The 19,529-nt window shown below is 69.0% G+C and carries 21 protein-coding genes; 10 read left to right on the forward strand and 11 right to left on the reverse strand.

Going from position 1 to position 19,529, the window contains the following annotated elements; translation table 11 throughout:
- Position 1 precedes the first annotated feature (1 nt).
- Genes AB4070_RS16400 through AB4070_RS16415 form a run of 4 tightly spaced genes read left to right on the forward strand, consistent with a single transcriptional unit; the run spans position 2 to position 4,767 of the window.
- Entirely contained in the window at positions 2-1,102 is a 1,101-nt protein-coding gene (locus AB4070_RS16400) for a DUF917 domain-containing protein (protein ID WP_441981039.1), read from the forward strand.
- The gene (locus AB4070_RS16405; protein WP_441981040.1) at positions 1,099-2,217 is read left to right on the forward strand and encodes a DUF917 domain-containing protein; all 1,119 of its coding nucleotides are present in this window, start codon (positions 1,099-1,101) and stop codon (positions 2,215-2,217) included. The genes AB4070_RS16400 and AB4070_RS16405 overlap by 4 nt, the downstream gene beginning before the upstream one ends.
- Before the next feature lie 10 nt (positions 2,218-2,227).
- Positions 2,228-3,256, forward strand: a complete 1,029-nt coding sequence (locus tag AB4070_RS16410) for an S-methyl thiohydantoin desulfurase domain-containing protein (protein ID WP_441981041.1) — start codon at positions 2,228-2,230, stop codon at positions 3,254-3,256.
- On the forward strand, positions 3,253-4,767 hold the full coding sequence (locus tag AB4070_RS16415; protein WP_441981042.1) for a PucR family transcriptional regulator: 1,515 nt from the start codon (positions 3,253-3,255) through the stop codon (positions 4,765-4,767). The genes AB4070_RS16410 and AB4070_RS16415 overlap by 4 nt, the downstream gene beginning before the upstream one ends.
- 12 nt (positions 4,768-4,779) lie before the next feature.
- Here the strand turns inward: AB4070_RS16415 and AB4070_RS16420 are convergent, their stop codons facing one another.
- From AB4070_RS16420 to AB4070_RS16430, 3 genes are all read right to left on the reverse strand, one after another.
- On the reverse strand, positions 4,780-5,193 hold the full coding sequence (locus AB4070_RS16420) for a VOC family protein (protein ID WP_441981043.1): 414 nt from the start codon (positions 5,191-5,193) through the stop codon (positions 4,780-4,782).
- Positions 5,194-5,278: 85 nt separating this feature from the next.
- Positions 5,279-5,545, reverse strand: a complete 267-nt coding sequence (locus tag AB4070_RS16425) for a thioredoxin family protein (protein WP_441981044.1) — start codon at positions 5,543-5,545, stop codon at positions 5,279-5,281.
- A gap of 86 nt (positions 5,546-5,631) precedes the next feature.
- Positions 5,632-6,372: an SDR family oxidoreductase gene (locus AB4070_RS16430; protein WP_441981045.1), complete on the reverse strand. Its 741-nt coding sequence runs from the start codon at positions 6,370-6,372 to the stop codon at positions 5,632-5,634.
- Positions 6,373-6,475: 103 nt separating this feature from the next.
- Here AB4070_RS16430 and AB4070_RS16435 point away from each other — a divergent pair, with 103 nt between their 5' ends.
- Positions 6,476-7,831 (forward strand): M20/M25/M40 family metallo-hydrolase, encoded by a 1,356-nt coding sequence (locus tag AB4070_RS16435; RefSeq protein ID WP_441981046.1) that lies wholly within the window; start codon positions 6,476-6,478, stop codon positions 7,829-7,831.
- A gap of 55 nt (positions 7,832-7,886) precedes the next feature.
- Complete coding sequence (locus tag AB4070_RS16440; RefSeq protein ID WP_441981047.1) at positions 7,887-9,347, forward strand: MFS transporter; 1,461 nt, start codon at positions 7,887-7,889, stop codon at positions 9,345-9,347.
- A gap of 3 nt (positions 9,348-9,350) precedes the next feature.
- On the opposite strand, the gene AB4070_RS16445 is transcribed toward AB4070_RS16440, so the two are convergent.
- The 5 genes from AB4070_RS16445 to AB4070_RS16465 all read right to left on the reverse strand — a co-directional run bounded on the left by AB4070_RS16445 (position 9,351) and on the right by AB4070_RS16465 (position 13,251).
- Positions 9,351-10,175 carry an acyl-CoA thioester hydrolase/BAAT C-terminal domain-containing protein gene (locus AB4070_RS16445; protein WP_441981048.1) on the reverse strand — a complete coding sequence of 275 codons (825 nt, stop codon included), beginning with the start codon at positions 10,173-10,175 and terminating at the stop codon, positions 9,351-9,353.
- A complete protein-coding gene (locus AB4070_RS16450; protein ID WP_441981049.1) occupies positions 10,172-10,459 on the reverse strand; it encodes a hypothetical protein in 288 nt (95 codons plus the stop codon). The genes AB4070_RS16445 and AB4070_RS16450 overlap by 4 nt, the downstream gene beginning before the upstream one ends.
- A 141-nt stretch (positions 10,460-10,600) precedes the next feature.
- A complete protein-coding gene (locus tag AB4070_RS16455; protein WP_441981050.1) occupies positions 10,601-11,770 on the reverse strand; it encodes an RtcB family protein in 1,170 nt (389 codons plus the stop codon).
- Between the two features lie 275 nt (positions 11,771-12,045).
- On the reverse strand, positions 12,046-12,450 hold the full coding sequence (locus tag AB4070_RS16460; protein WP_441981051.1) for a VOC family protein: 405 nt from the start codon (positions 12,448-12,450) through the stop codon (positions 12,046-12,048).
- A 33-nt stretch (positions 12,451-12,483) separates the two neighbouring features.
- On the reverse strand, positions 12,484-13,251 hold the full coding sequence (locus AB4070_RS16465; protein ID WP_441981052.1) for a siderophore-interacting protein: 768 nt from the start codon (positions 13,249-13,251) through the stop codon (positions 12,484-12,486).
- A 99-nt stretch (positions 13,252-13,350) separates the two neighbouring features.
- Between AB4070_RS16465 and AB4070_RS16470 the strand changes: the two genes are divergently transcribed.
- Genes AB4070_RS16470 through AB4070_RS16485 form a run of 4 tightly spaced genes read left to right on the forward strand, consistent with a single transcriptional unit; the run spans position 13,351 to position 17,181 of the window.
- Positions 13,351-14,346, forward strand: coding sequence for a siderophore ABC transporter substrate-binding protein (locus tag AB4070_RS16470; protein ID WP_441981053.1), 996 nt, complete (start codon positions 13,351-13,353; stop codon positions 14,344-14,346).
- 48 nt (positions 14,347-14,394) lie between these two features.
- Positions 14,395-15,381 (forward strand): ABC transporter permease, encoded by a 987-nt coding sequence (locus AB4070_RS16475; RefSeq protein WP_441981054.1) that lies wholly within the window; start codon positions 14,395-14,397, stop codon positions 15,379-15,381.
- A 19-nt stretch (positions 15,382-15,400) separates the two neighbouring features.
- On the forward strand, positions 15,401-16,429 hold the full coding sequence (locus AB4070_RS16480; protein ID WP_441981055.1) for an iron chelate uptake ABC transporter family permease subunit: 1,029 nt from the start codon (positions 15,401-15,403) through the stop codon (positions 16,427-16,429).
- Positions 16,426-17,181 (forward strand): iron ABC transporter ATP-binding protein, encoded by a 756-nt coding sequence (locus AB4070_RS16485; protein ID WP_441981056.1) that lies wholly within the window; start codon positions 16,426-16,428, stop codon positions 17,179-17,181. Before AB4070_RS16480 ends, AB4070_RS16485 begins: the two co-directional genes overlap by 4 nt.
- A 93-nt stretch (positions 17,182-17,274) precedes the next feature.
- Here AB4070_RS16485 and AB4070_RS16490 read toward each other — a convergent pair whose 3' ends face one another.
- From AB4070_RS16490 to AB4070_RS16500, 3 genes are read right to left on the reverse strand one after another with little or no spacing between them, the layout of a single operon-like run.
- On the reverse strand, positions 17,275-17,472 hold the full coding sequence (locus tag AB4070_RS16490; protein WP_021198082.1) for a hypothetical protein: 198 nt from the start codon (positions 17,470-17,472) through the stop codon (positions 17,275-17,277).
- 22 nt (positions 17,473-17,494) lie between these two features.
- Positions 17,495-18,454 (reverse strand): DNA-3-methyladenine glycosylase family protein, encoded by a 960-nt coding sequence (locus tag AB4070_RS16495; RefSeq protein WP_441981057.1) that lies wholly within the window; start codon positions 18,452-18,454, stop codon positions 17,495-17,497.
- A 43-nt stretch (positions 18,455-18,497) separates the two neighbouring features.
- Positions 18,498-19,199 carry a winged helix-turn-helix domain-containing protein gene (locus AB4070_RS16500; protein ID WP_441981058.1) on the reverse strand — a complete coding sequence of 234 codons (702 nt, stop codon included), beginning with the start codon at positions 19,197-19,199 and terminating at the stop codon, positions 18,498-18,500.
- Positions 19,200-19,529 lie beyond the last annotated feature (330 nt).

Genomic DNA, 19,529 nt, shown 5'->3' on the forward strand with positions numbered 1-19,529 from the left:
CATGAGCTGGACCATCACGTCTGCGCACATCGACGGACTCGCCCGCGGTGCTGCCGTCCTCGGCACGGGTGGGGGAGGAGACCCCTACATCGGAGCACTCCTCGCCCGTCAGGCGCTGGCCTCCGGCGATGTCACGGTCGTGGGCCTCGACGAGGTACCGGACGACGCCCTCGTGCTGTTCGTCGCGATGATGGGCGCACCGACCGTCATGGTGGAGAAGCTGCCGAGTCTCGCCGAGGTCGTCGAGCCGGTCAAGGCGCTCAGTGTGCACCTCGGCCGCCCGATCACGCACATCGCGTGCGCCGAGGTCGGCGGTGTCAATTCGACCATCCCGATCGCGGCCGCCGCAGCGCTCGGTCTGCCGCTCGTCGACGCCGACGGCATGGGGCGTGCATTCCCCGAACTGCAGATGGTGCTCCCGACGCTCTACGGGGTGACCGCCTCTCCCCTCGCATTCAGCGATGAGAAGGGCAACACCGGCGTGCTGCAGACGGTCGACAACTCCTGGACGGAGCGCATCGCCCGCGTGGCCTGCGTGGAGATGGGCTGCTCGGTCATGATCTCGGGATTCTCGATGTCGGGTTCCGCCGCTCGCGAGTCGTTGGTTGCGGGGTCGCTCTCCCGATGCATCGAGATCGGCGAGCGCATCACGGCGGCGCGGGACGCGAAGACGGATCCGGTCGAGGGCGTCGTCGATCTGCTCGGCGGGCGTGAGCTGTTCGACGGCAAGGTGGTCGACGTGCACCGAGCCACCACGACCGGCTTCGCCCGGGGGCGCGCGCGCATCGACGGCGACGGCGGGGCGACGCTGACCCTGCAGTTCCAGAACGAGCATCTGGTGGCGGAAGCCGACGGCGTCGTGCTCGCGACCACGCCCGACCTGATCATGGTGCTCGACGGCGAGTCGGGTGAGCCGATCACGACCGAGGCGCTGCGGTACGGACAGCGGGTGCGGGTGATCGCGGCTCCGGCCGACGAGCGCTGGCATTCGCAGGCGGCGCTCGCGATGGTCGGCCCCGGGTACTTCGGGTACGACATGGCTGCGCACCGCTTCGACGGCAGCATCTCCGTCGGAACCGTTGCGGCGGGAGCCCCCGTATGAGCTGGCAGCTCACCGCCGCCGACCTGCCCGACCTCGCCAGGGGCGCGACGCTGCTCGGTACCGGCGGGGGAGGCGATCCGTACATCGGCAAGATGCTCGTCGAGCGCGTTCTCGGCGAGGGCAGCATCACGATCCTCGATCCGGATGAGCTCCCCGACGATCTGTTCGTGATCCCGACCGCGCAGATGGGGGCGCCGACCGTGATGATCGAGAAGATCCCCGCGGGCACGGAGCCCACACTCGCGCTGCGCACGCTCGAAGAGCATCTGGGGCGCACGGCCGATGCGACGATGCCGATCGAATGCGGTGGCATCAACTCCATGATCCCGCTCATCGTCGCCGCGGAGACCGGGCTTCCCGTGGTCGACGCCGACGGCATGGGACGAGCGTTCCCCGAGCTGTCGATGGAGACCTTCGCCGTGTACGGCGTGCACGGATCGCCCCTCGCCCTGGCCGGGGAACGGGGGGAGAAGGTCGTGATCGACACGGGCGACGACGACCGGCAGATGGAGTGGCTCGCCCGCGGGATCACGATCCGTCTCGGCGGCGTCGGACACATCGCCGAGTATGCGATGACGGGAGCCGACGTCCGTCGAACGGCCGTGCCACGCACGATCTCGATGGCGCTCGCGCTCGGTCGCGCCATCCGCCTCGCCCGCGAGGAGCACCGCTCACCGTTCGAGGCGATCGCCCGCACGCTCTCGACCACCCTGTACCCGCACCTGCGCGAACTCTGCGTCGGCAAGGTCGTCGACGTCGAACGCCGCACGACCGAGGGATTCGCGAAGGGGCGAGCCGTCATCGCGCCGCTGGGCGCGGACGAGGGCGACACGTTCGAGATCTCGTTCCAGAACGAGAACCTCATCGCGCACCGCGGCGAGACGCTCGTCGCGATCGTCCCCGACCTGATCTGCGTGGTCGATCACGAGACGGCCGAGCCCATCACGACGGAAGGGCTCCGGTACGGTCAGCGCGTCCGAGTACTGGGTATCTCCACCCCGGAGATGATGCGCACGTCCGATGCGCTCGCCGCCTTCGGACCTTCGGCGTTCGGCCTCGCGGCGGAGTTCGCTCCGATCGAAGCGCTGGCCGCGGGTGAGGGCGTTTCTCCCTAGGCTGGAGCGCATGATGCTGCAGCGCGACGACCTCACGGCGCTCGCCCGCGGCTACGCGCTCCTCGGCTCCGGCGGCGGTGGCTCGACGACCATGCTCGAGCTGATGCTCGCCGGAGCCGAGGGATGGCCGATCGAGGTCTCACCGGCCGCGGCGCTGGACCCGGCGACGCCGTGCCTGGGCGTCGCCTTCGTCGGCTCCACGATGCTGCTCGGTGAGCGGCTCCCGGGGGCGGACCCCTTCGGCCGGCTGCTGGGCGCGGTCGAACGCTGGATCGGCCATCCGGTGCCGGCCGTCTGCTCCCTCGAGGGCGGCGGCATGAACGGCCTCGCTCCGCTGACGCTCGCAGGTTCACACGTGATCGTCGACGCGGACTGCACCGGTCGCGCGGTGCCCGGCCTCGACCAGATGTCGCTGTTCGTGGATCGGGTCCCCGGTCTCGTGTTCGCGTGCGACACGGGGTCCGGCGGCGTCGCGCTCGTCGAGGCGCACCGCGCGATCGATGCCGAGAGGGTGGTGCGGTCGGCGATTGTCCAGGCGGGCGGGGTCGGATGTGCCGTGCTCGGCGGGTTCACGGTCGGCGACCTGAGGGAGCACGCGATCGGTGGGCATCTCGCCTACGCGCTCGAGCTGGGCCGGGCCTACCTCGCAGCCTCGGCAGCACCCCTCCCTCTTCTCGCGGACGTCCTCGGGGCAGAACTGCTCGCCGAGGGCCGCATCATCTCGGTATCGCCCTGGGCACACGATCCGCACGTGAACGCGGTGGAGATCAGCGGACTCGCCGGTGCCGTCCATCGGGTGGTCAGCCGCTCCGAGACCCTCGCGGTGCTCACGGACGGCCGTCTCGTGGCGTCGGCGCCGGAGATCATCGTGGTCGTCGACGCGATATCGCGCGAGATCCTCGAGGTGACCGAGCTCCGGCTCGCGCGCACGGTGGCGGTGCTCGCCATCCCTGCGCCTCCGTGGTGGAACGCCAGAGCGGACCGACGCGCGAAGGTGCTGCCCTCGGCGTACGGCCTCGAGGGTCTGGACGCCGCGTGAACGAGAGACTGCAGCTGAGTGCCCTGCTCGCCCACTCCGAGAACGGCGCCCTCAGACGTGTCGCAGGACCCGAGGATGCGCTGTGGGACGCCGTCGCGGTAGGGGCGGATGAGGTCGAACTGGTCGAAGCCGGCTCCGGCCGACTCGCGATCATCACGGCGGCAGCGCCGACATCGACCTGGCAGCAGGATGCGCTGCTGCGCCGGCTGCGTGATCGCGGATACACGGGGCTCGCCCTCCCCGGAGCCGCCTCGTTCGACGCGGGCGCGTTCCGCCTCGCAGACCGCATCGGCCTGTGCCTGCTCGACGTCGAGCGACCGATCCAGCTCGCGAGGGCCTGCTGGATGCTGATCGAGGCGCGGGATGCGTTGACGCTCAGCCAGGTGCGCAAGGTCGCCCAGTCCTTCGAGTACGCCGCCGATGACCTGGCCGACCTGCTCGGCCACATCGCCGCGAATCTCGGCGTCGGGGCGGCGCTGATCGACTCGTCCGGCGTGCTCCAGGAGGCGGGTGCTCATCTGGACGAGCGGCTGCACGCGGCGATCGGCTTCGAATCCTGGCTGGATCGGACGAGCATCGGGGATGCTGCGGCTGCATCGGTACGCGTGGACAGCCCGGGGCGCAGCGGTCTGCGGCTCGTGCTTTTCGGTCGGGGGCTCGGCGAGGCGCAGGTGCAGTCGCTGTCCGTCGCGGCCGAGGTCGCGATGCCCGCCGTCGCCGCACGCATCCTGATCGACGAGGTGGCGGCCGTGAACGACGTCGCGGTGTCGTCCGGACTGCTGCGGGACTTCGTCGACCTGCATGGTGCGGCGGACGCCGATGTCGAACGGCGGATGATCGAGCGCGGGTGGCGCACCAGCGGACATCACCTCGGCTTCCGGATGGTGGCACGGGGCCGGCTCGACTCCTTCTCCCTGCTGCGTACGGTCAGTGCCGGCCTCAGCGCCATCGACGGCGAGGCGCACGCGACGACGGCCGGTCGTGGACTGAGCGGGTGGCTGACCTTCGCCGAGTCGCCGGATCCGGATCAGGTGGAGCGGGCCGTCGCAGCTCTGCGGGAACTCCATCTCGGGGTGCTGCGCGATTTCGCGGTCGCCACCGGGGTCGGTTCGCTCCAGGGCGGTTCGGAAGGCCTCGCCACGACGCTCGACGAGGCGGGCGACGCGGCGCGTATCGCGGCATCGCGGTCAGCGACGGGATGGTTCGTGAGGGTGGACAGTCTCGGACTGGAACAGCTCCTTCTCGCGTGGACCGGCAACGACACGTTCGTTCCCGCCGCCGAATCGCTGTTGGCCCCGCTGCGGGAGGGAGGGGGCGAACTGCTCGTCACGCTCTCGGCCTATCTCGACCACGAATCGGGCATCGCGGCGACCGCGACAGCGCTGGGCCTGCACCGCAACACCGTGACCATGCGGATCAGACGCGTGCAGGAGCTTCTCGGGATCGACCTGACCGACCCGGAGGCGCGGCTCGCCCTGCACCTCGCGTGTCGTGCGGTGCAGCCGCGTTGAGCCGGGGAGTCTTCATTCCTCCGGGTCGCCGTGCAGCATCCACGGGATGCCGAACCTGTCCACGAGCATCCCGAAGAGGCCGCCCCACGGGGGCACGTCGAGCGGCATGGTGATCGTTGCGCCCTCCGAGAGCCTGTCCCACACGGCGCGGGTGGTCTCCTGCGGGTTCCCGCTCAGCGAGACCGAGAACCCCTGCGGCTTCTCGTAGGGCATGCCGTCGGGGGTGTCCGAGGCCATCAGCACCAGACCGTCCGGCGTGTCCAGCTGCGCATGCATGATGAGGTCCCTCTGGCTCGGATCCTGCACCATGTCGGGGAACTCCCCGAACGTGTTCATCACGAGGTCGCCCCCGAGGACGCGCTGATAGAACTCCATCGCCGCGCGGGCCTCGGTGCGGAAGGACAGATACGGGTTCAGAGCAGGCATGAGAACTCCACGAAGGTGACTCGGGCGTCACGGCCGGCGCCGCTGAGGCCCAGTCTGCGCCGCGATCCTCGCGCCCGCAAGGGGTTCAGTCCGGGAGTGCCCTGACCGCGGCGGTGAGCACCTGCGGCACGGTGGGAACGCCGGTGGCGCGGAAGACCTCGAGGCCACGGGCGTCACGGATGATCACCGTCGGTGTGGCCTCGATGTCGAGCCTCTCGGCGGTAGCCGGGTCGCGTGCGACGTCGATCTCCGCGACGGTCGTGTCGGGAAGGAAGCGCGCTGCCTCGGCCAGCACGGTCCTGGTCCGTGCACACGCGCCGCAGAACGACGACGACACCAGGGTCAGTTCCATCCGCACCTCCTCGGACGCTCTCGCGTCATCACGACAGATGCAACCTCCGCCCCGTTCCTCGTGTTCCCCGACTTGCTCCGGGAACGCTATTGCGCGACGAGCCACTCGGCGAAGCTCTGGCGCCCGAGATCGGCGTCAGGGCCGGGAAGCGCATGGCCCGCCCTCATCCCCGCCATCTGCGGCCCCGGCACGTTCACGGCGGGCACCCAGCCGCGGTATCCGCGGCGCCGAGCGAAAGCGCGGACCATGTCGGCCAGCTGCTCCTCACGGGGTCCGGCGAGGTCGCGCACCCGGCCCTGCGGTTCTGCCCCCGCGAGAGCCGCGAGACGTGCGCCCACCTCACGGGCTGCCACAGGCTGGGTCCGGGCGTTCGGAGCGAGGTGGAGCGGTCCGACCTTCGCCCGCTCGAACATCTGCCCGGCGAACTCGTGGAACTGCGTCGCTCGCAGGATCGTCGACGGCACGCGGGATCCCTCGACGATCTTCTCCTGGGTGATCTTGCCGGCGTAGTAGTCGTACGGGATGCGATCGATCCCGACGATCGACAGCAGCACGAGATGTCCGATGCCCGCGTCGGCGGCCGCAGCGGACAGATTCCCGGTCGCCGCGGTGAAGAACTCGATCGCCGTGCTCGCCTTGAGCGTCTCGACGCTCACGACATCGATCACCGCATCCGCACCGGCGAGCGCCTCGTCCAGGCCCTGTCCGGTCACGAGATCCACTCCTCGCGACCGGCTGAGGACGACGGCGTCGTGACCGGCCGATTGCAACGCCTCGACCGTGTGTCGACCGACGGTCCCGGTTCCTCCTGCGACGGCGATCCTCATGTGCGCTCTCCTTCGTCCCGGTCCATCCTCGTCCTTTTCGCCGAGGCGGACGAGCGGGAACGCTGTCGGGGGCTCGCGAGGGGCGGATCCGCTGCTGGGTACGATGGCGACTGTGACCACATCGACCGTGCGCCCCGGCATCGCCGAGAGGCTGTCGCAGATGATCCGGATCCCGACGGTCTCGGCCGAACTCGACGAACGCGGCCCGGCTCCGTTCGAGGAGTTCGTCGCGCTGATCGCCGAGCTCTACCCGCTGACGCACGAGAGGCTGCGTCTGGAACGGCACACCGAGTTCGGACTGCTGTTCCACTGGAAGGGGAAGGGGAGCGCTGCGGCGGCGGAGGGTCCCGTCGTGCTGATGGCGCACTACGACGTCGTCCCGGTCGACGAGAGCGACGCCTGGACGCACCCGCCGTTCGCGGGCGTGATCGCCGACGGATCGGTCTACGGCCGAGGAGCTCTCGACGACAAGGGTCCGCTGATCGTGATCCTCGAGGCGGTCGAGAATCTGCTCGCCGACGGGTTCGTCCCGCCCCGCGACGTGTACCTCTCCTTCGGAGGGAACGAGGAGACGTACGGACGCGCCGCCGAGGAGATCGCGCGCGTGCTGCGCGACCGCGGAATCGTCCCCTGGCTCGTCGTCGACGAGGGCGGCGCCGTCGTCGATGCGCCCCTGCCCTTCGTTCCCGGTCGGGCCGCGATGATCGGCGTGGGCGAGAAGGGCGTGATGACGCTGCGGCTCTCTGCGAGGGGTGACGGCGGCCATGCCTCCGCTCCGCCGACCCTCACCGCGGTCCGCCGCATCGCCAGGGCCGTCGACCGACTCGGCCCGACGACCTTCCGCCCCCGTGCCTCGAAGGCGATCCTCCGGATGCTGTCGCAGCTGGCCGCGCAGACGCCGGGCCCGGCTCGCCACCTGCTCCGGTTCCTCGGCTCTGCGCCGCTGCTGACCGCGCAGATCTTCGCCGCGCTGGGTGGTGAACCGGCGGCTCTCGTGCGCACGACCGTCGCGCCGACCATGCAGTCTGGAGGAACCGCGGCGAACGTGCTGCCGTCGCAGGCGTCGGCGACCGTCAACCTGCGCATCGCGCTCGGGGAGACGACGCAGCAGGCGGTGTTCCGGGTGCGCCGGCGCGTCCGCGATCCGCTCGTCACGGTCGAGGTCGTCGAAGCGAGCGAACCGTCGCCGGAATCACCGACCGAGAACGCTCAATTCGCTCTGCTGGCCGACGCGCTCGAGGTGGCGTTCCCCGGCGTGCCCGCCGTGCCGTACGTGATGATGGCGGCCACCGACTCGCGACACTTCCATCGCTTCTCACTCGCCGTCTATCGCTTCGCGCCGCTGGACATGTCGAATGGGCAGCGCGCGTCGATCCATGGCGTCGACGAGAGCGTGGAGATCGCTGCGCTGGAGCGGGGAGAGCGGTTCCACAGGGCGCTGCTCGAACGGCTAGGGTGATCTCACCCTCCCCTCGGAGCCTGCCGGGGGACCCGAAGCAGAAGCAGGAGACGCGATGACGCGCACCCGTACCTTGGGCACCCTCGCCGTCGTGGTCGGTTTTCTCGCTTTCGTGGAGTTCACGAGCGGCGTGCTGCAGGGGTACTACACCCCGATGCTCACGGACATCGCCCGCCATCTGGGCATCCACGACGCCGACGTGAACTGGCTCGAGGGCACCCAGCTGATGCTGTCAGCACTCGTCGTCCCGGCCTTCGCCAAGCTGGGCGACATGGTCGGGCACAAGCGCATGCTGCTGATCTCCACCGCGGTCACGGCGGCCGCGGCGCTGGTGCTGCCGTTCACCGATTCGTTCCCGGTGTTCCTCGCCGCGTGGGCGCTGATGGGCTTCTACGTCGTCTGGCTTCCGCTCGAGATCGCCCTGATCTGGTCGCGTTCGCGTCGCATGGAGGGTCCCTCGTCGATCACGGCGAAGGCTGCGGGGCTGCTCGTCGCCGCACTCGAGGGCGGCGCGATCATCGGGGCCCTGGTCGGTGGTGCGCTCATCGACGTGCTGCCCCTCACCGCCGTGCTGCTGGTGCCGGCCGTGCTCATCGTCGTGTGCTTCTTCGTGATCCTCTTCGGGGTCAAGGAATCGCCGGAGCCCACGGGCGGTGTCTTCGACACGGTCGGCCTCGTGCTCATCTCCCTCGCCCTCGTCTGCTTCACCGGCGGGCTCAGCCTGCTCCGCCTGGAGGGCGGTCTGACCAACCCGTGGTCCTGGGCGGTGGTGATCCTCGGCGTGCTGCTCGTGGTCCCGTTCGTGCTCTGGGAGCTGCGCTGCGCAGACCCGCTCATCGACGTGCGCATGTTCCGCTCTCCCGCGCTCGGACCGGTGTTCCTCACCGCCGGGCTCTTCGGCGTCAGCGTGCTCGGCGCGCAGGCCCCGCTGTCGACGTTCGCGCGCACCGACCCGTCGGTGTACGGCTACGGTCTGGGCACGACCGGCTTCGCCACCTCGTTGATCATCGGCGTCTACCTCGTCGCCATGATCACGGGGGCGCTGCTGTTCCCGACGGTGGCGCGGCGTGCGACACCGCGGGTGACTCTGATGGGAGCGTCGATGCTGGTCGGCATCGGCTTCCTCCTCTTCCTGCCTTTCCACGACTCCTACGCGCAGGTCATCACGAACATGGTGGTCGTGGGGCTCGGGTCCGGGGCACTGGTCGCGGCGCTCCCCGCGGCGGCAGCGTCCGCGGCTCCGGCCACGCAGACCGGCGTCGCGACGGGCCTGACGAATTCGGTGAAGACCGTGGGCGGGGCGATCGCGTCGTGCGTCTTCGGCATCGCGCTCCTGCATGGCGTCGCGAGCACCGCCGGCGCGACGGATGCCACCGCCGGCTCGCTCGCCGGGTACTTCACGGTGTGGATCGTCTGCGGTGTGACGGCGCTCGTCGCCGCCGTGATCCTCGTGTTCGTCCCGAAGACCGCGTTCACCGATCGTGCCCCGGAGGTCGAGGTCGCACCGGCGCTCTGAGCATCAGGCCCGCAGGTGGAGCGCCGTCACGATGTGCGGCCATGCGAGTGCGCCGAGCTCGGCGTCAGCGGCGGGGGAGCCTCCCCGTGCCATCGTCGCTCCTGCGGTCACGGCCGATTCGCCGGGGAGCAGCAGTCGGTGGCCGGCGCCCGGGTGAGTGATCGTCGTCGTCTCCAGACCCTTCGCCGTGCGGCGTTCGACGAGCTCGCGGGCGAATCGGGTGCTGGGCCAGACCCGGTCGTCGCCGCCGGCGACGAGCACGAAGATGCCGTCGATGTCCTCCGATCGGATTGCGGCTGCGGCTGAAGGGTCGCGATCGATGCTCGACTCGTACAGGGTGCGATACGCGGGCGGATCGGTCGAGGGCACCCACGACGGGGTGAAGGACACGAACGGCATCGGAGTGCCCCGATGGGTCCAGTGCGACGACCAGGTCCCCTCTGAGCTGCCCGCCCAGACGACGGAGGACGGGGCGACGGCGACCGTCGCATCGATCGGGTGCAGGGACGCGGTCACCAGTGCCGCCTCCGCTCCGAACGATGTCCCGAAGATCGCCACGCGATCGGCGTCACGACGCAGCAGCTCCACCTCATCGATGAAGGTCTCGATCGGCACCTCGTGCGGGGCGGGGCGCTGGCCGATGCCGCCGAACCAGCGGATGGCCCTCACCCGGGCGCCCTGCCGTGCCAGCATCTCCGCCCGCCCGGCCTCCACGCGCCCACTGGAGCCGGCGAGGAGCAGGACGGCCGTGCCGCACGGGGTCTCCGGAAAGGCATCGTGGCGGTCGGCCGGATCTACCCCGATGCTGCGTCGAGGCGTCGTCGTCACTCTCGATCGAGACCGAACGTGCGTTTGACGAGCGCCTGCACGTCGCGATCGAGACCGTCGATGCGGGTGTTCACGGAATCGAAGCGGGTGTTCACGGAATCGAAGCGGGCGTTCATCTCGGTGCGCAGCCCATCGATCTGGCCGTTCATCTCCGTACGCAGTCCACCGATCTCGCTGCGCAGGATCCGGACGAACAGGGTCGAGACGACCGTGAGCGTGCTGAACATGAGCACGGTGAACGACCCGATCATCGTCCAGATCTGCGCGTCGTTGATGAATCCCACTCCCTCATCGTCGCATCGATCCGGCAAGCCTGCCAGAGCGCAGGAGTCGAAGATATCGGTTGCGCACGACCCGTGGACGACAGGATCTTCGACGCGCCGGTGCAGGAATGGACTGGGCGGGGAGGCCCCGCCCAGTCCTGTTCAATCGCCCTTCACGTTGACGATCTGCCGCAGCGTGTGCCGGATCGACACGAGGCTCGCGGCATCCGCCATCACTCGATCGATCGGCTTGTACGCCTGGGGGATCTCGTCGATGAACGCGTCGGTGTCACGGAACTCGATGCCGGTCATCGCCGCGCGGAGCTGCTCGTGGGTGAAAGTCCGTCGCGCCGCGGACCGGGAGTACTCCCGACCAGCGCCGTGTGGCGAGGAGTTCAGCGACTGGGGGTCGCCGAGCCCTTCCACCACGTACGAGGCGGTTCCCATCGATCCGGGGATGAGTCCCGGACGACCGGCGTCCGCCTGGATGGCGCCCTTCCGGGACACCCACACCTGCATGCCGTAGTGCTTCTCCGACTCGGTGAAGTTGTGGTGGCAGTTGATGCGCTCCTGCTCCGCGACCGCGGTGCCGAGGAACTCCGACACCTGGCGGATGACCCGATCCATCATCTCCTCCCGGTTCAGCAGGGCGAAGTGCTGGGCCCACCGCAGCTCGCGGATGTACCGGGTGAACTCCGGGGTGCCCTCGACGAGATAGGCCAGGTCGGGGTCGGGGAGGTCGATCCACCACTGCTTCGCCAGCCGCTGGGCGACCGCGAGGTGGTGAGTCGCGATCTTGTTGCCGACGCCTCGCGAACCCGAATGCAGGAACAGCCACACCCGGTCGAGCTCATCCACCGACACCTCGATGAAGTGGTTGCCGGATCCGAGCGTGCCCAGCTGCAGGCGCCAGTTCCCGGCGTACTGCGCGGGGTCGAAGCCGTTCTTCTCTGCCAGCTGCTCGAGCTCGGCGATGCGCGGCTCGGCCGTGGCCACGACCTTGCGGTTGTACCGGCCGGCCGACAGCGGGATGGCGCGCTCGATCTGCTCCCGGAGCTCGGCGAGCTCGCGGCCGTCGAGGTCGTTCGTCGTGAACTGCGTGCGGACGGCGATCATGCCGCAGCCGATGTCGACGCCGACGGCGGCGGGGATGATCGCGCCGAGCGTGGGGATGACCGAGCCGACCGTCGCCCCCTTGCCGAGGTGCGCATCCGGCATCAGCGCCAGGTGCGGGTGGATGAACGGCATGCGGGCCGTGGTGTGCGCCTGAGCGAGTGTCTTCTCGTCGATCAGTGACGCCCACGACAGCAGCCGTGCGGAGAGCCTCTCCATGATTCCTTTCCTTGTGGTGGTGTTCAGCCACAGGTCAGGGGGAGTCTCCAACGGAGAACGCCCCGGACCTGACGGTACGGGGCGTTGCGAGAGCGGATGCTGTCACACGACGCGTGCCGGAGGGTACGACTCGTAGCGGTCATTGCGCTTGTGCTGAAGCTGCAAGACCGCTGCGATGGGGAGGTTCCGCTGCGCGGTCATCCGTCGACTCCTCGGCTGGTGTGCTGCGCCGATCGGCACAGCTTTGCCACACTAGGGCGCGACACGCCCGGGAGTCAACTCGCCTCGCGAGGAGGGTTGTGCATGAACTCGATCCGGATGCCGTCGGGGTCTTCGACGAAGGAGGCGAAGTAGCGCTCCGAATAGCGGGGGTATTCCTTGGGTTCGCGCACGGCCGTCCAGCCGGAATCCTCCGCGATCGCGTGCAGGCGTTCGACGTCTTCGCGCGAGGGCACCGCGAACGCGATGTGCTGCCAGCCCACGCGGCCGTGCCGGTGCGGAGTGGCGTCGTCATCCCAGGTGTAGAGGATGATCTCGGTCTCGTCGCCGTTGTTCCACGAGATCGAATGATCGTTCGCTCCGCCACTGACATACCCGAGGGCGGAGAGCACGGGATGGAACTGCGCCCTGCCGCGTTCGAGGTCGGTCACGGTGATGCCGAGGTGATCCAGAAGCGCCATGTGCCGAGTCTTCCAGCAACCGCCGACGTCGCACTAGTGCGGGGCGTGGTACTCCGCCTCGCCGCGCTTCCAGTACCCCTTCACGACGGCCTTCGCATTGTCGACGCCCCACCGATCGAGCAACGCCCTGCCCGGCTTGACGATCGACTGCTCGGCGGCGATGAAGACGAACGGGTCGATGCCCACGGCGTCGTCGGCCGTCAGCCCCTCGAGGAAGGCGATGAGGGCGGAGCCGGAGGGCTTCTCCCCCCGGTGCAGCCACTCGACCTCGACCGGGGCCTCGACCTCGACCTCACGGTCGGCGTTCACCGTCTCGATCACGATGCGCGCGGGAGTGCCGTCGGGGATCAGCGCGGCGAAGCGGCGGATGGCAGGGATCGCGGTCTCGTCGCCGACCAGCAGCCACGACCCGGGTTCGCCGACCAGCACGGCCGACCCGCGGGGGCCGCCGACGCCGATCGTCGAACCGAGGGGCGCGGTCGCGGCCCACGGAGCTGCGACGCCCTGGTCGCCGTGCACGGCGAACTCGACATCGAGCCAGTCGTCGCCCCAGGCGAGCGGGGTGTACTCGCGGCTCGGGGAGGCCCGCAACTCCTCGACGGAGTCCGTCGGACCCGCGGGGAAGAACAGGCGCATGTGGTCGTCGGAGCCGGGCGAGTCGAAGCCGGCGAGATCCGAGCCGGTCAGCCGCACCCGCACGAAGTCCGGCGCCAGCCATTCACGCGCGCTCAATGTGACGTTGCGGAAGCGCAGCTCGAGGCCGCGACGCTCGATCGAGAAATCCGATTTCGTATCGCTCATAAAGTAAGGCTAACCTAAATCTGATGGTGCGGGTGATCCCCGCCCGTCGCCCCGGCGCCCATCGTGTGCGCACCGATCCCGCAGAACAGGAGTCTCTCCATGTCCGTGCCCAGAACCCTCACCGCCACGAGCGCCGCTCTCGTCGGCCTCCTCGCCCTCGCCGGGTGCACCTCCGGAGGCTCGGCGGAAACGGAGAAGACCGAACCGGCAGCAGCCACCGTCACGATCGAGGACAACACCGGCACGAAGGAGATCGCCACCCCGCCCGCGTCGGTGGTCGCCCTCGACAACCGCACCTTCCAGACGCTCTCCGACTGGGGTGTCGAGCTCTCCGCCGGGGCCGTGGCACTCATGCCGGAGACCGTGTCGTACGTGAAGGACGACGGGATCGTCGACATCGGCCTGCACAGCGAGCCGAACCTCGAAGCCGTCGTCGCCGTCGAGCCCGACCTCATCATCAGCGGCCAGCGGTTCACGCAGCACAACGCGGCGATCGCGGACCTCGTCCCCGACGCCACCATCGTCGACCTCGAGCCGCGTGACGGCGAGCCCTTCGACGAGGAGCTCAAGCGCCAGGTCACGGTGCTCGGCGAGATCTTCGGCAAGCAGGACGAGGCGAAGAAGCTGGTGGACGACTTCGACGCCGCCGTCGAGCGCGCCAAGGCCGCATACGACGACGCCGACACCGTGATGGCCGTCAACACGTCCGGCGGTCAGATCGGATACCTCGCGCCGACCGTCGGTCGTTCGCTGGGACCGATCTACGACATCCTCGGTCTGACGCCGGCGCTCGAGGTCGAAGACGCGAGCGACGACCACCAGGGCGACGAGATCTCCGTCGAGGCCATCGCCGCCTCGAACCCCGACTGGATCCTCGTGCTCGACCGCGACGCGGTGTTCGCCGCCGAGACGCCCGACTACGTGCAGGCGGCCGAGATCCTCGAGAGTTCCGAAGCCCTCGCCGCGGTCACGGCCGTGAAGGAGAAGCAGCTCGTCTACATGCCCACCGACACCTACCTGAACGAGGGCATCCAGACGTACACCACGTTCTTGAACGACTTCGCCGACGCCCTCGAGAAGAGCGCGAAGAACTGAACGGACGCGGCGGCGTCCGGGTGATCCGGATGCCGCCGCCGCACTGCAATGGTCTCCACAGACATCGCTTCGCCGCCCCGCAACGCCGGGCGGCTCTTCGACGTGAAGCTGCTCATCGGCGTGCTCGTCGTCGCCGCCCTGCTCGTGATCTCGCTCTTCACGGGCGTCTACGACGTCGCGGGCGCGGACGACGGCGCGCAGATGTTCCAGATCACGCGCGTCCCCCGCACGATCGCCCTCGTCCTGGCCGGTGCCTCGATGGCCATGGCGGGTCTCGTGATGCAGCTGCTCACCCAGAACCGGTTCGTCGAGCCGACGACGACGGGAACCACGGAGTGGGCCGGGCTCGGCCTCCTCACCGTCATGATCCTCGTGCCGCAGCCCTCCCTCCCGCTGCGGATGGCTGGCGCGGTGCTCGCAGCCTTCGTGGGCACCATGGTGTTCTTCGCGTTCCTGCGGCGGGTGGCGCTCAGATCCTCCCTGATCGTCCCGATCGTCGGCATCATGCTCGGTGCCGTGGTGGGTGCTCTCTCGACCTATCTCGCTCTGGCCACGAACTCGCTGCAGATCATCGGCGTCTGGTTCGCCGGCAGCTTCACCTCGGTGATGCGCGGCCAGTACGAGATGCTCTGGATCGTGGCCATCATCGGTGTGATCGTCTTCATCGTCGCCGATCGGCTCACCATCGCCGGACTCGGCGAAGAGATCGCGACCAACGTCGGCGTGAACTACAACCGGATCATCCTGCTGGGCACCGTCCTGATCGCTGTCACCACCGGCGTGGTCACCGTCGTCGTGGGGAATCTCCCCTTCCTCGGACTGATCGTGCCGAACATCGTCTCGATGGTGCGCGGCGACGATCTGCGCAGCAACCTTCCCTGGGTGTGTCTGCTGGGGATCGGGATCGTCACGGTGTGCGACATCATCGGGCGCACGATCATCATGCCCTTCGAGGTCCCGGTCTCGCTGATCCTCGGGGTCGTCGGCGCCGTGGTCTTCGTCCTCCTCCTGCTCAGGCAGCGTCGACGTGGCTAGCGGCGTGATGCGCGCCGCGATGAGTGACGCGGCGACCGCCGGAGGGCTCCGTTCGGCGGGCTCCTTCACGACCCCGCAGGCACGACGTCGGTACCTCCTCGTTCTCGGCATCCTCATCGTCCTCGCCGCAGGTTCCGGGTTCGGTCTGCTCGCGTGGGCGAATCCGATGCCCGTCGGTTCCGCGGGCTTCTGGCGCATCGCCCAGCACCGAGCGACCGACGTGACCGTCATGGCGCTCGTCGCCGTCGCTCAGGCCGTCGCGACGGTGAGCTTCCAGACCGTGACGAACAACCGCATCATCACGCCCTCGATCATGGGCTTCGAGTCGCTGTACCGGGTGGTGCAGACCTCGACCGTGTACCTGTTCGGCGTGGCGGGCATCGTGGCCATCCAGGGCGTGGGGCAGTTCGCGATCCAGGTCGCGATCATGGTCGGCCTCGCGGTGGCGCTCTACGGCTGGCTGCTCTCTGGGCGCTACGGCAACCTGCAGATCATGCTCCTCGTCGGCATCGTGATCGGAGGCGGTCTCGGCGCGATCGCCACCTTCATGCAGCGCCTGCTCACCCCCAGCGAGTTCGACGTGCTCGCCGCGCGACTCTTCGGCAACGTGTCCAACGCCGATCCCTCGTACCTGCCGCTGGCGATCCCGCTGGTGGTCGCGGCCTCGGGGCTGCTGTGGCTGCGCTCGCGCCGGCTCAACCTGATGGCGCTCGGTCCGGATGTCGCGCGCTCACTCGGCGTCGATCATCGGCGTGAGCTGTTCATCGTGCTGTTCCTGGTCGCGGTGCTCATGGCGACCTCGACCGCGTTGGTGGGGCCGATGACCTTCCTCGGCTTCCTGGTCGCGACGCTCTCGTACCAGTTCGCCGACACCCATGATCACCGGCTGATCTTCCCGGTCGCCGTGCTCACGGCCTTCACCATCCTGGCCGGGGCGTACTTCGTGATGAAGAACATCTTCTACGCGCAGGGCATGGTGTCGATCCTGATCGAGCTCGTCGGCGGCATCGTGTTCCTCATCGTCATCCTCAGAAAGGGCAGGCTGTGATCGCACTCGACGGCGTCCGCCGGGACTACAGCAGCGAGGTCGCGATCGGCCCCGTCGACCTCGAGATCCCCGCAGGCGGCATCACCGCTCTCATCGGTCCCAACGGCGCAGGCAAGTCGACTCTGCTCACGATGATCGGGCGTCTGAGCGGGATGGACGCCGGAGCCATCGAGATCGCCGGACTCGATGTGGCCTCCACGAAGTCGAAGGACCTGGCGAAGGTCGTGTCGATCCTGCGCCAGGAGAACCACTTCGTCACGCGCCTCACCGTGCGTCAACTGGTCGGCTTCGGGCGCTTCCCGCATTCGAAGGGTCGGCTGAACCGCGCGGATGAGGAGATCATCAGCCGCGCGATCGACTTCCTCGATCTCGGTGCGCTGGAGGGCAGGTATCTCGACGAGCTCTCCGGCGGGCAGCGCCAGCGCGCCTACGTCGCGATGGTCCTCGCGCAGGACACCGAGTTCGTGCTGCTGGACGAGCCGCTCAACAACCTCGACATGCGGCATGCGGTGCAGATGATGAAGCACCTGCGGCGCGCGTCGGAGGAGCTCGGACGAACGATTGTCATCGTGCTGCACGACATCAACTTCGCGAGCCACTACGCCGACCACATCTGCGCCATGAAGGACGGAGCTGTCGTGGAGTTCGGGGTGCCGGCTGCGATCATGACGGACGACGTCCTCACGCGGGTCTTCGACACTCCCGTGCGCGTCGTCGACGGTCCGTCGGGACCGCTTGCCGTCTACTACTGAGCCCCGCCGACTGCTGCTCAACCTGCCGATTACTGCTCAACCCTGCCGATTACTGCCCAACCCTGCGACGCGCCTGCCGCGGAGGGGCGGAGCTCAGAGCTCGATGCCGTGGTCCTCGTCGTTGACGCCGGCGTTGTTGCCGCGCCGCGATTCGTACCCGAGGAACCAGCCCAGCCACACGATCGCCGCGAGCAGCACGCCGAGCCAGACGTTCTGGAAGATCAGCCCGATCACGACGCCGACGATCAGAAGGCCGACGGTGACGAGGATGCGCAGCATGGAACGGGACATGGCACCAGCATAGGTGGCGGTGTCAGCGGCGGCGATGGTCCTCCGGTGCGAGACGAGGACCCCGTCGCGGTTCCTGCACCCCGCTGGCGTGGATGAGGCGCACGACGCGTTGCCGATGCCCGGACCAGGGGGAGAGGAGTTCGATCATCCCGTCGTCATCGGTGCGCGTGCCGGTCAGGGCGTAGCCGACCTGGTGGGCGAGGTGGTAGTCGCCCACGCTCACCGCGTCGGGGTCGCCGAGTGAGCGGATGCGGGTCTCCGCCGACGTCCACACCCCCACTCCGGGCAGGCTTGTGAGCACCCGATCGCGATCAGCCCCTGTGGAGGCCGTGCGTACGGCGCGAGCGATGCGGTCTCCGCGTTCAGCCGCACGCACGATGGTGCGAGACTGCGGTGGCTCGACTCCGGCTTTGTGCCAGGCCCAGGAGGGGATGCGGTGCCACTGCTCAGGTGCAGGCGCGGTGAACATCGGGCGCGGTGTCGGGCCCGGCGCGCGCGTTCCGAAGCGGCTGACCAGCCAGCGCCACGCCCCGAAGGCCTGCATGCCGGTCACCTTCTGCTCGATGATCGCGCACGCGAGCGCGTCGAACACCTCATCGGTACGGGTCAGGCGCAGTCCCGGATGCCGCCGAGCGGAATCGGCGATGAGGGGGTGATGCGACGGGTCGAAGTCCCCGGCGTCGTCGTGGGCCCCGCACAGGGCGGGGACGAGCCCGAGGGCCGGACCCGATCCGGGACCCCACGCAGTCGCGCGCACCTCGCCGCCGATCATTCGCAGCGCCAGGGTGGCCGGTCCGAGCGGCGTGCGCATCGCACGCCAGATGACGGGGCCGTCGATGACCATCGTCGGGTCGTTGCCACCGCGTCGGAGCATGCCTACGGTGCTGCGCAGATCGAGCTCATGCGGTGGGCGGTAGACCGTCTCGCGAGGGGCCTCCGAGCGAGCGGCTTGTGCCGCAGCGGATTCCGCCGTCAGGGTCATGCGCCCACCCTACGCTCCGGTCCTGACACCGGAGCCCGGGTGCTCAGAAGCGGTCGGGCGAGGGGGTGCCGTGACCGTAGCGGATCACGACGTCGGCGTGCCGGTCGAAGCGGTAGCCGATTCCGCGCACCGTGCGCACGATGTCCTCGTAGCGACCCAGCTTCGCCCGGAGGCGGCGCACGTGCACGTCGATCGTGCGCTCGCCCGGCGTCTCGTCGTCCTGTGCCTGCCAGAGCGCTGAGACGAGTTCGCTGCGCTCGATCGTGCGTCCCTCGCGCAGCACCAGGTACTGCAGCAGCTCGAACTCCTTGTAGGTGAAGGCAGCGGACTCGCCGTCGATCAGCACACGCTTGCGGGAGATGTCGACCGTGACGCCGCTCTCCTCGTCGGTGGTCTCCTCCTCGGCGGCGGCCTTGGTGCGGGCGATCGCGCCCGGCTCCTGCAGTGCGAGGCGCACGACGTCGAGGTCGCGCCCTCCTGAACCGTGGGGCGCGAGGGCGACGGTGGCGTGGGTCTCGGCTCCCGGCGCGAGCTCGGCGAGGGTGCGACGCAGGGCATCGACGAGCAGGGGCAGGCTGACTCCGGCTTCTGCGGCCTTGATCTCGTCCAGGCCGACGTAGAGGGCGAAGCCACGGGGCGAGCGCACGGCGGGGAGGTCGGCTCCGGCAGGGGAGAGCGGCGCGGCGGTCTCGGGCTGCGTGCGGACTGCGGCGGCGGGACGCTCGAGAAGTGCGGTGTTCGACATGATGATGAAGTCCTCAGGACGTGAGCCCGGACCGAAAGGGGCTCTGATGCGTTGCATGAATGACCGGCGGAGCCGGGAATCGAGCAAAGGGTGGATGCTCGGTGACACTGACCTCGCAGATGGCGAGGGGTTCAGGTCAGGCGGGGTGGCTGTTCGTTCAGCGACACATTCGGCAACACATGCCAACGCGACCGGGCATCATCATCCCGGCAGTCCTGTTCGCCTCCTGGGCGGACGAAGGGCTTGCGTTGGTAGTCATGGGGGGATTATGTCCGATCGTGACGCCTCATGTCAAAACGCCCGGGCGTCCCTGGCGGGCGTAACGTGGTT

The sequence above is a fragment of the Microbacterium sp. 2RAF4 genome (assembly GCF_052115285.1).
GTDB lineage: Bacteria > Actinomycetota > Actinomycetes > Actinomycetales > Microbacteriaceae > Microbacterium > Microbacterium oxydans.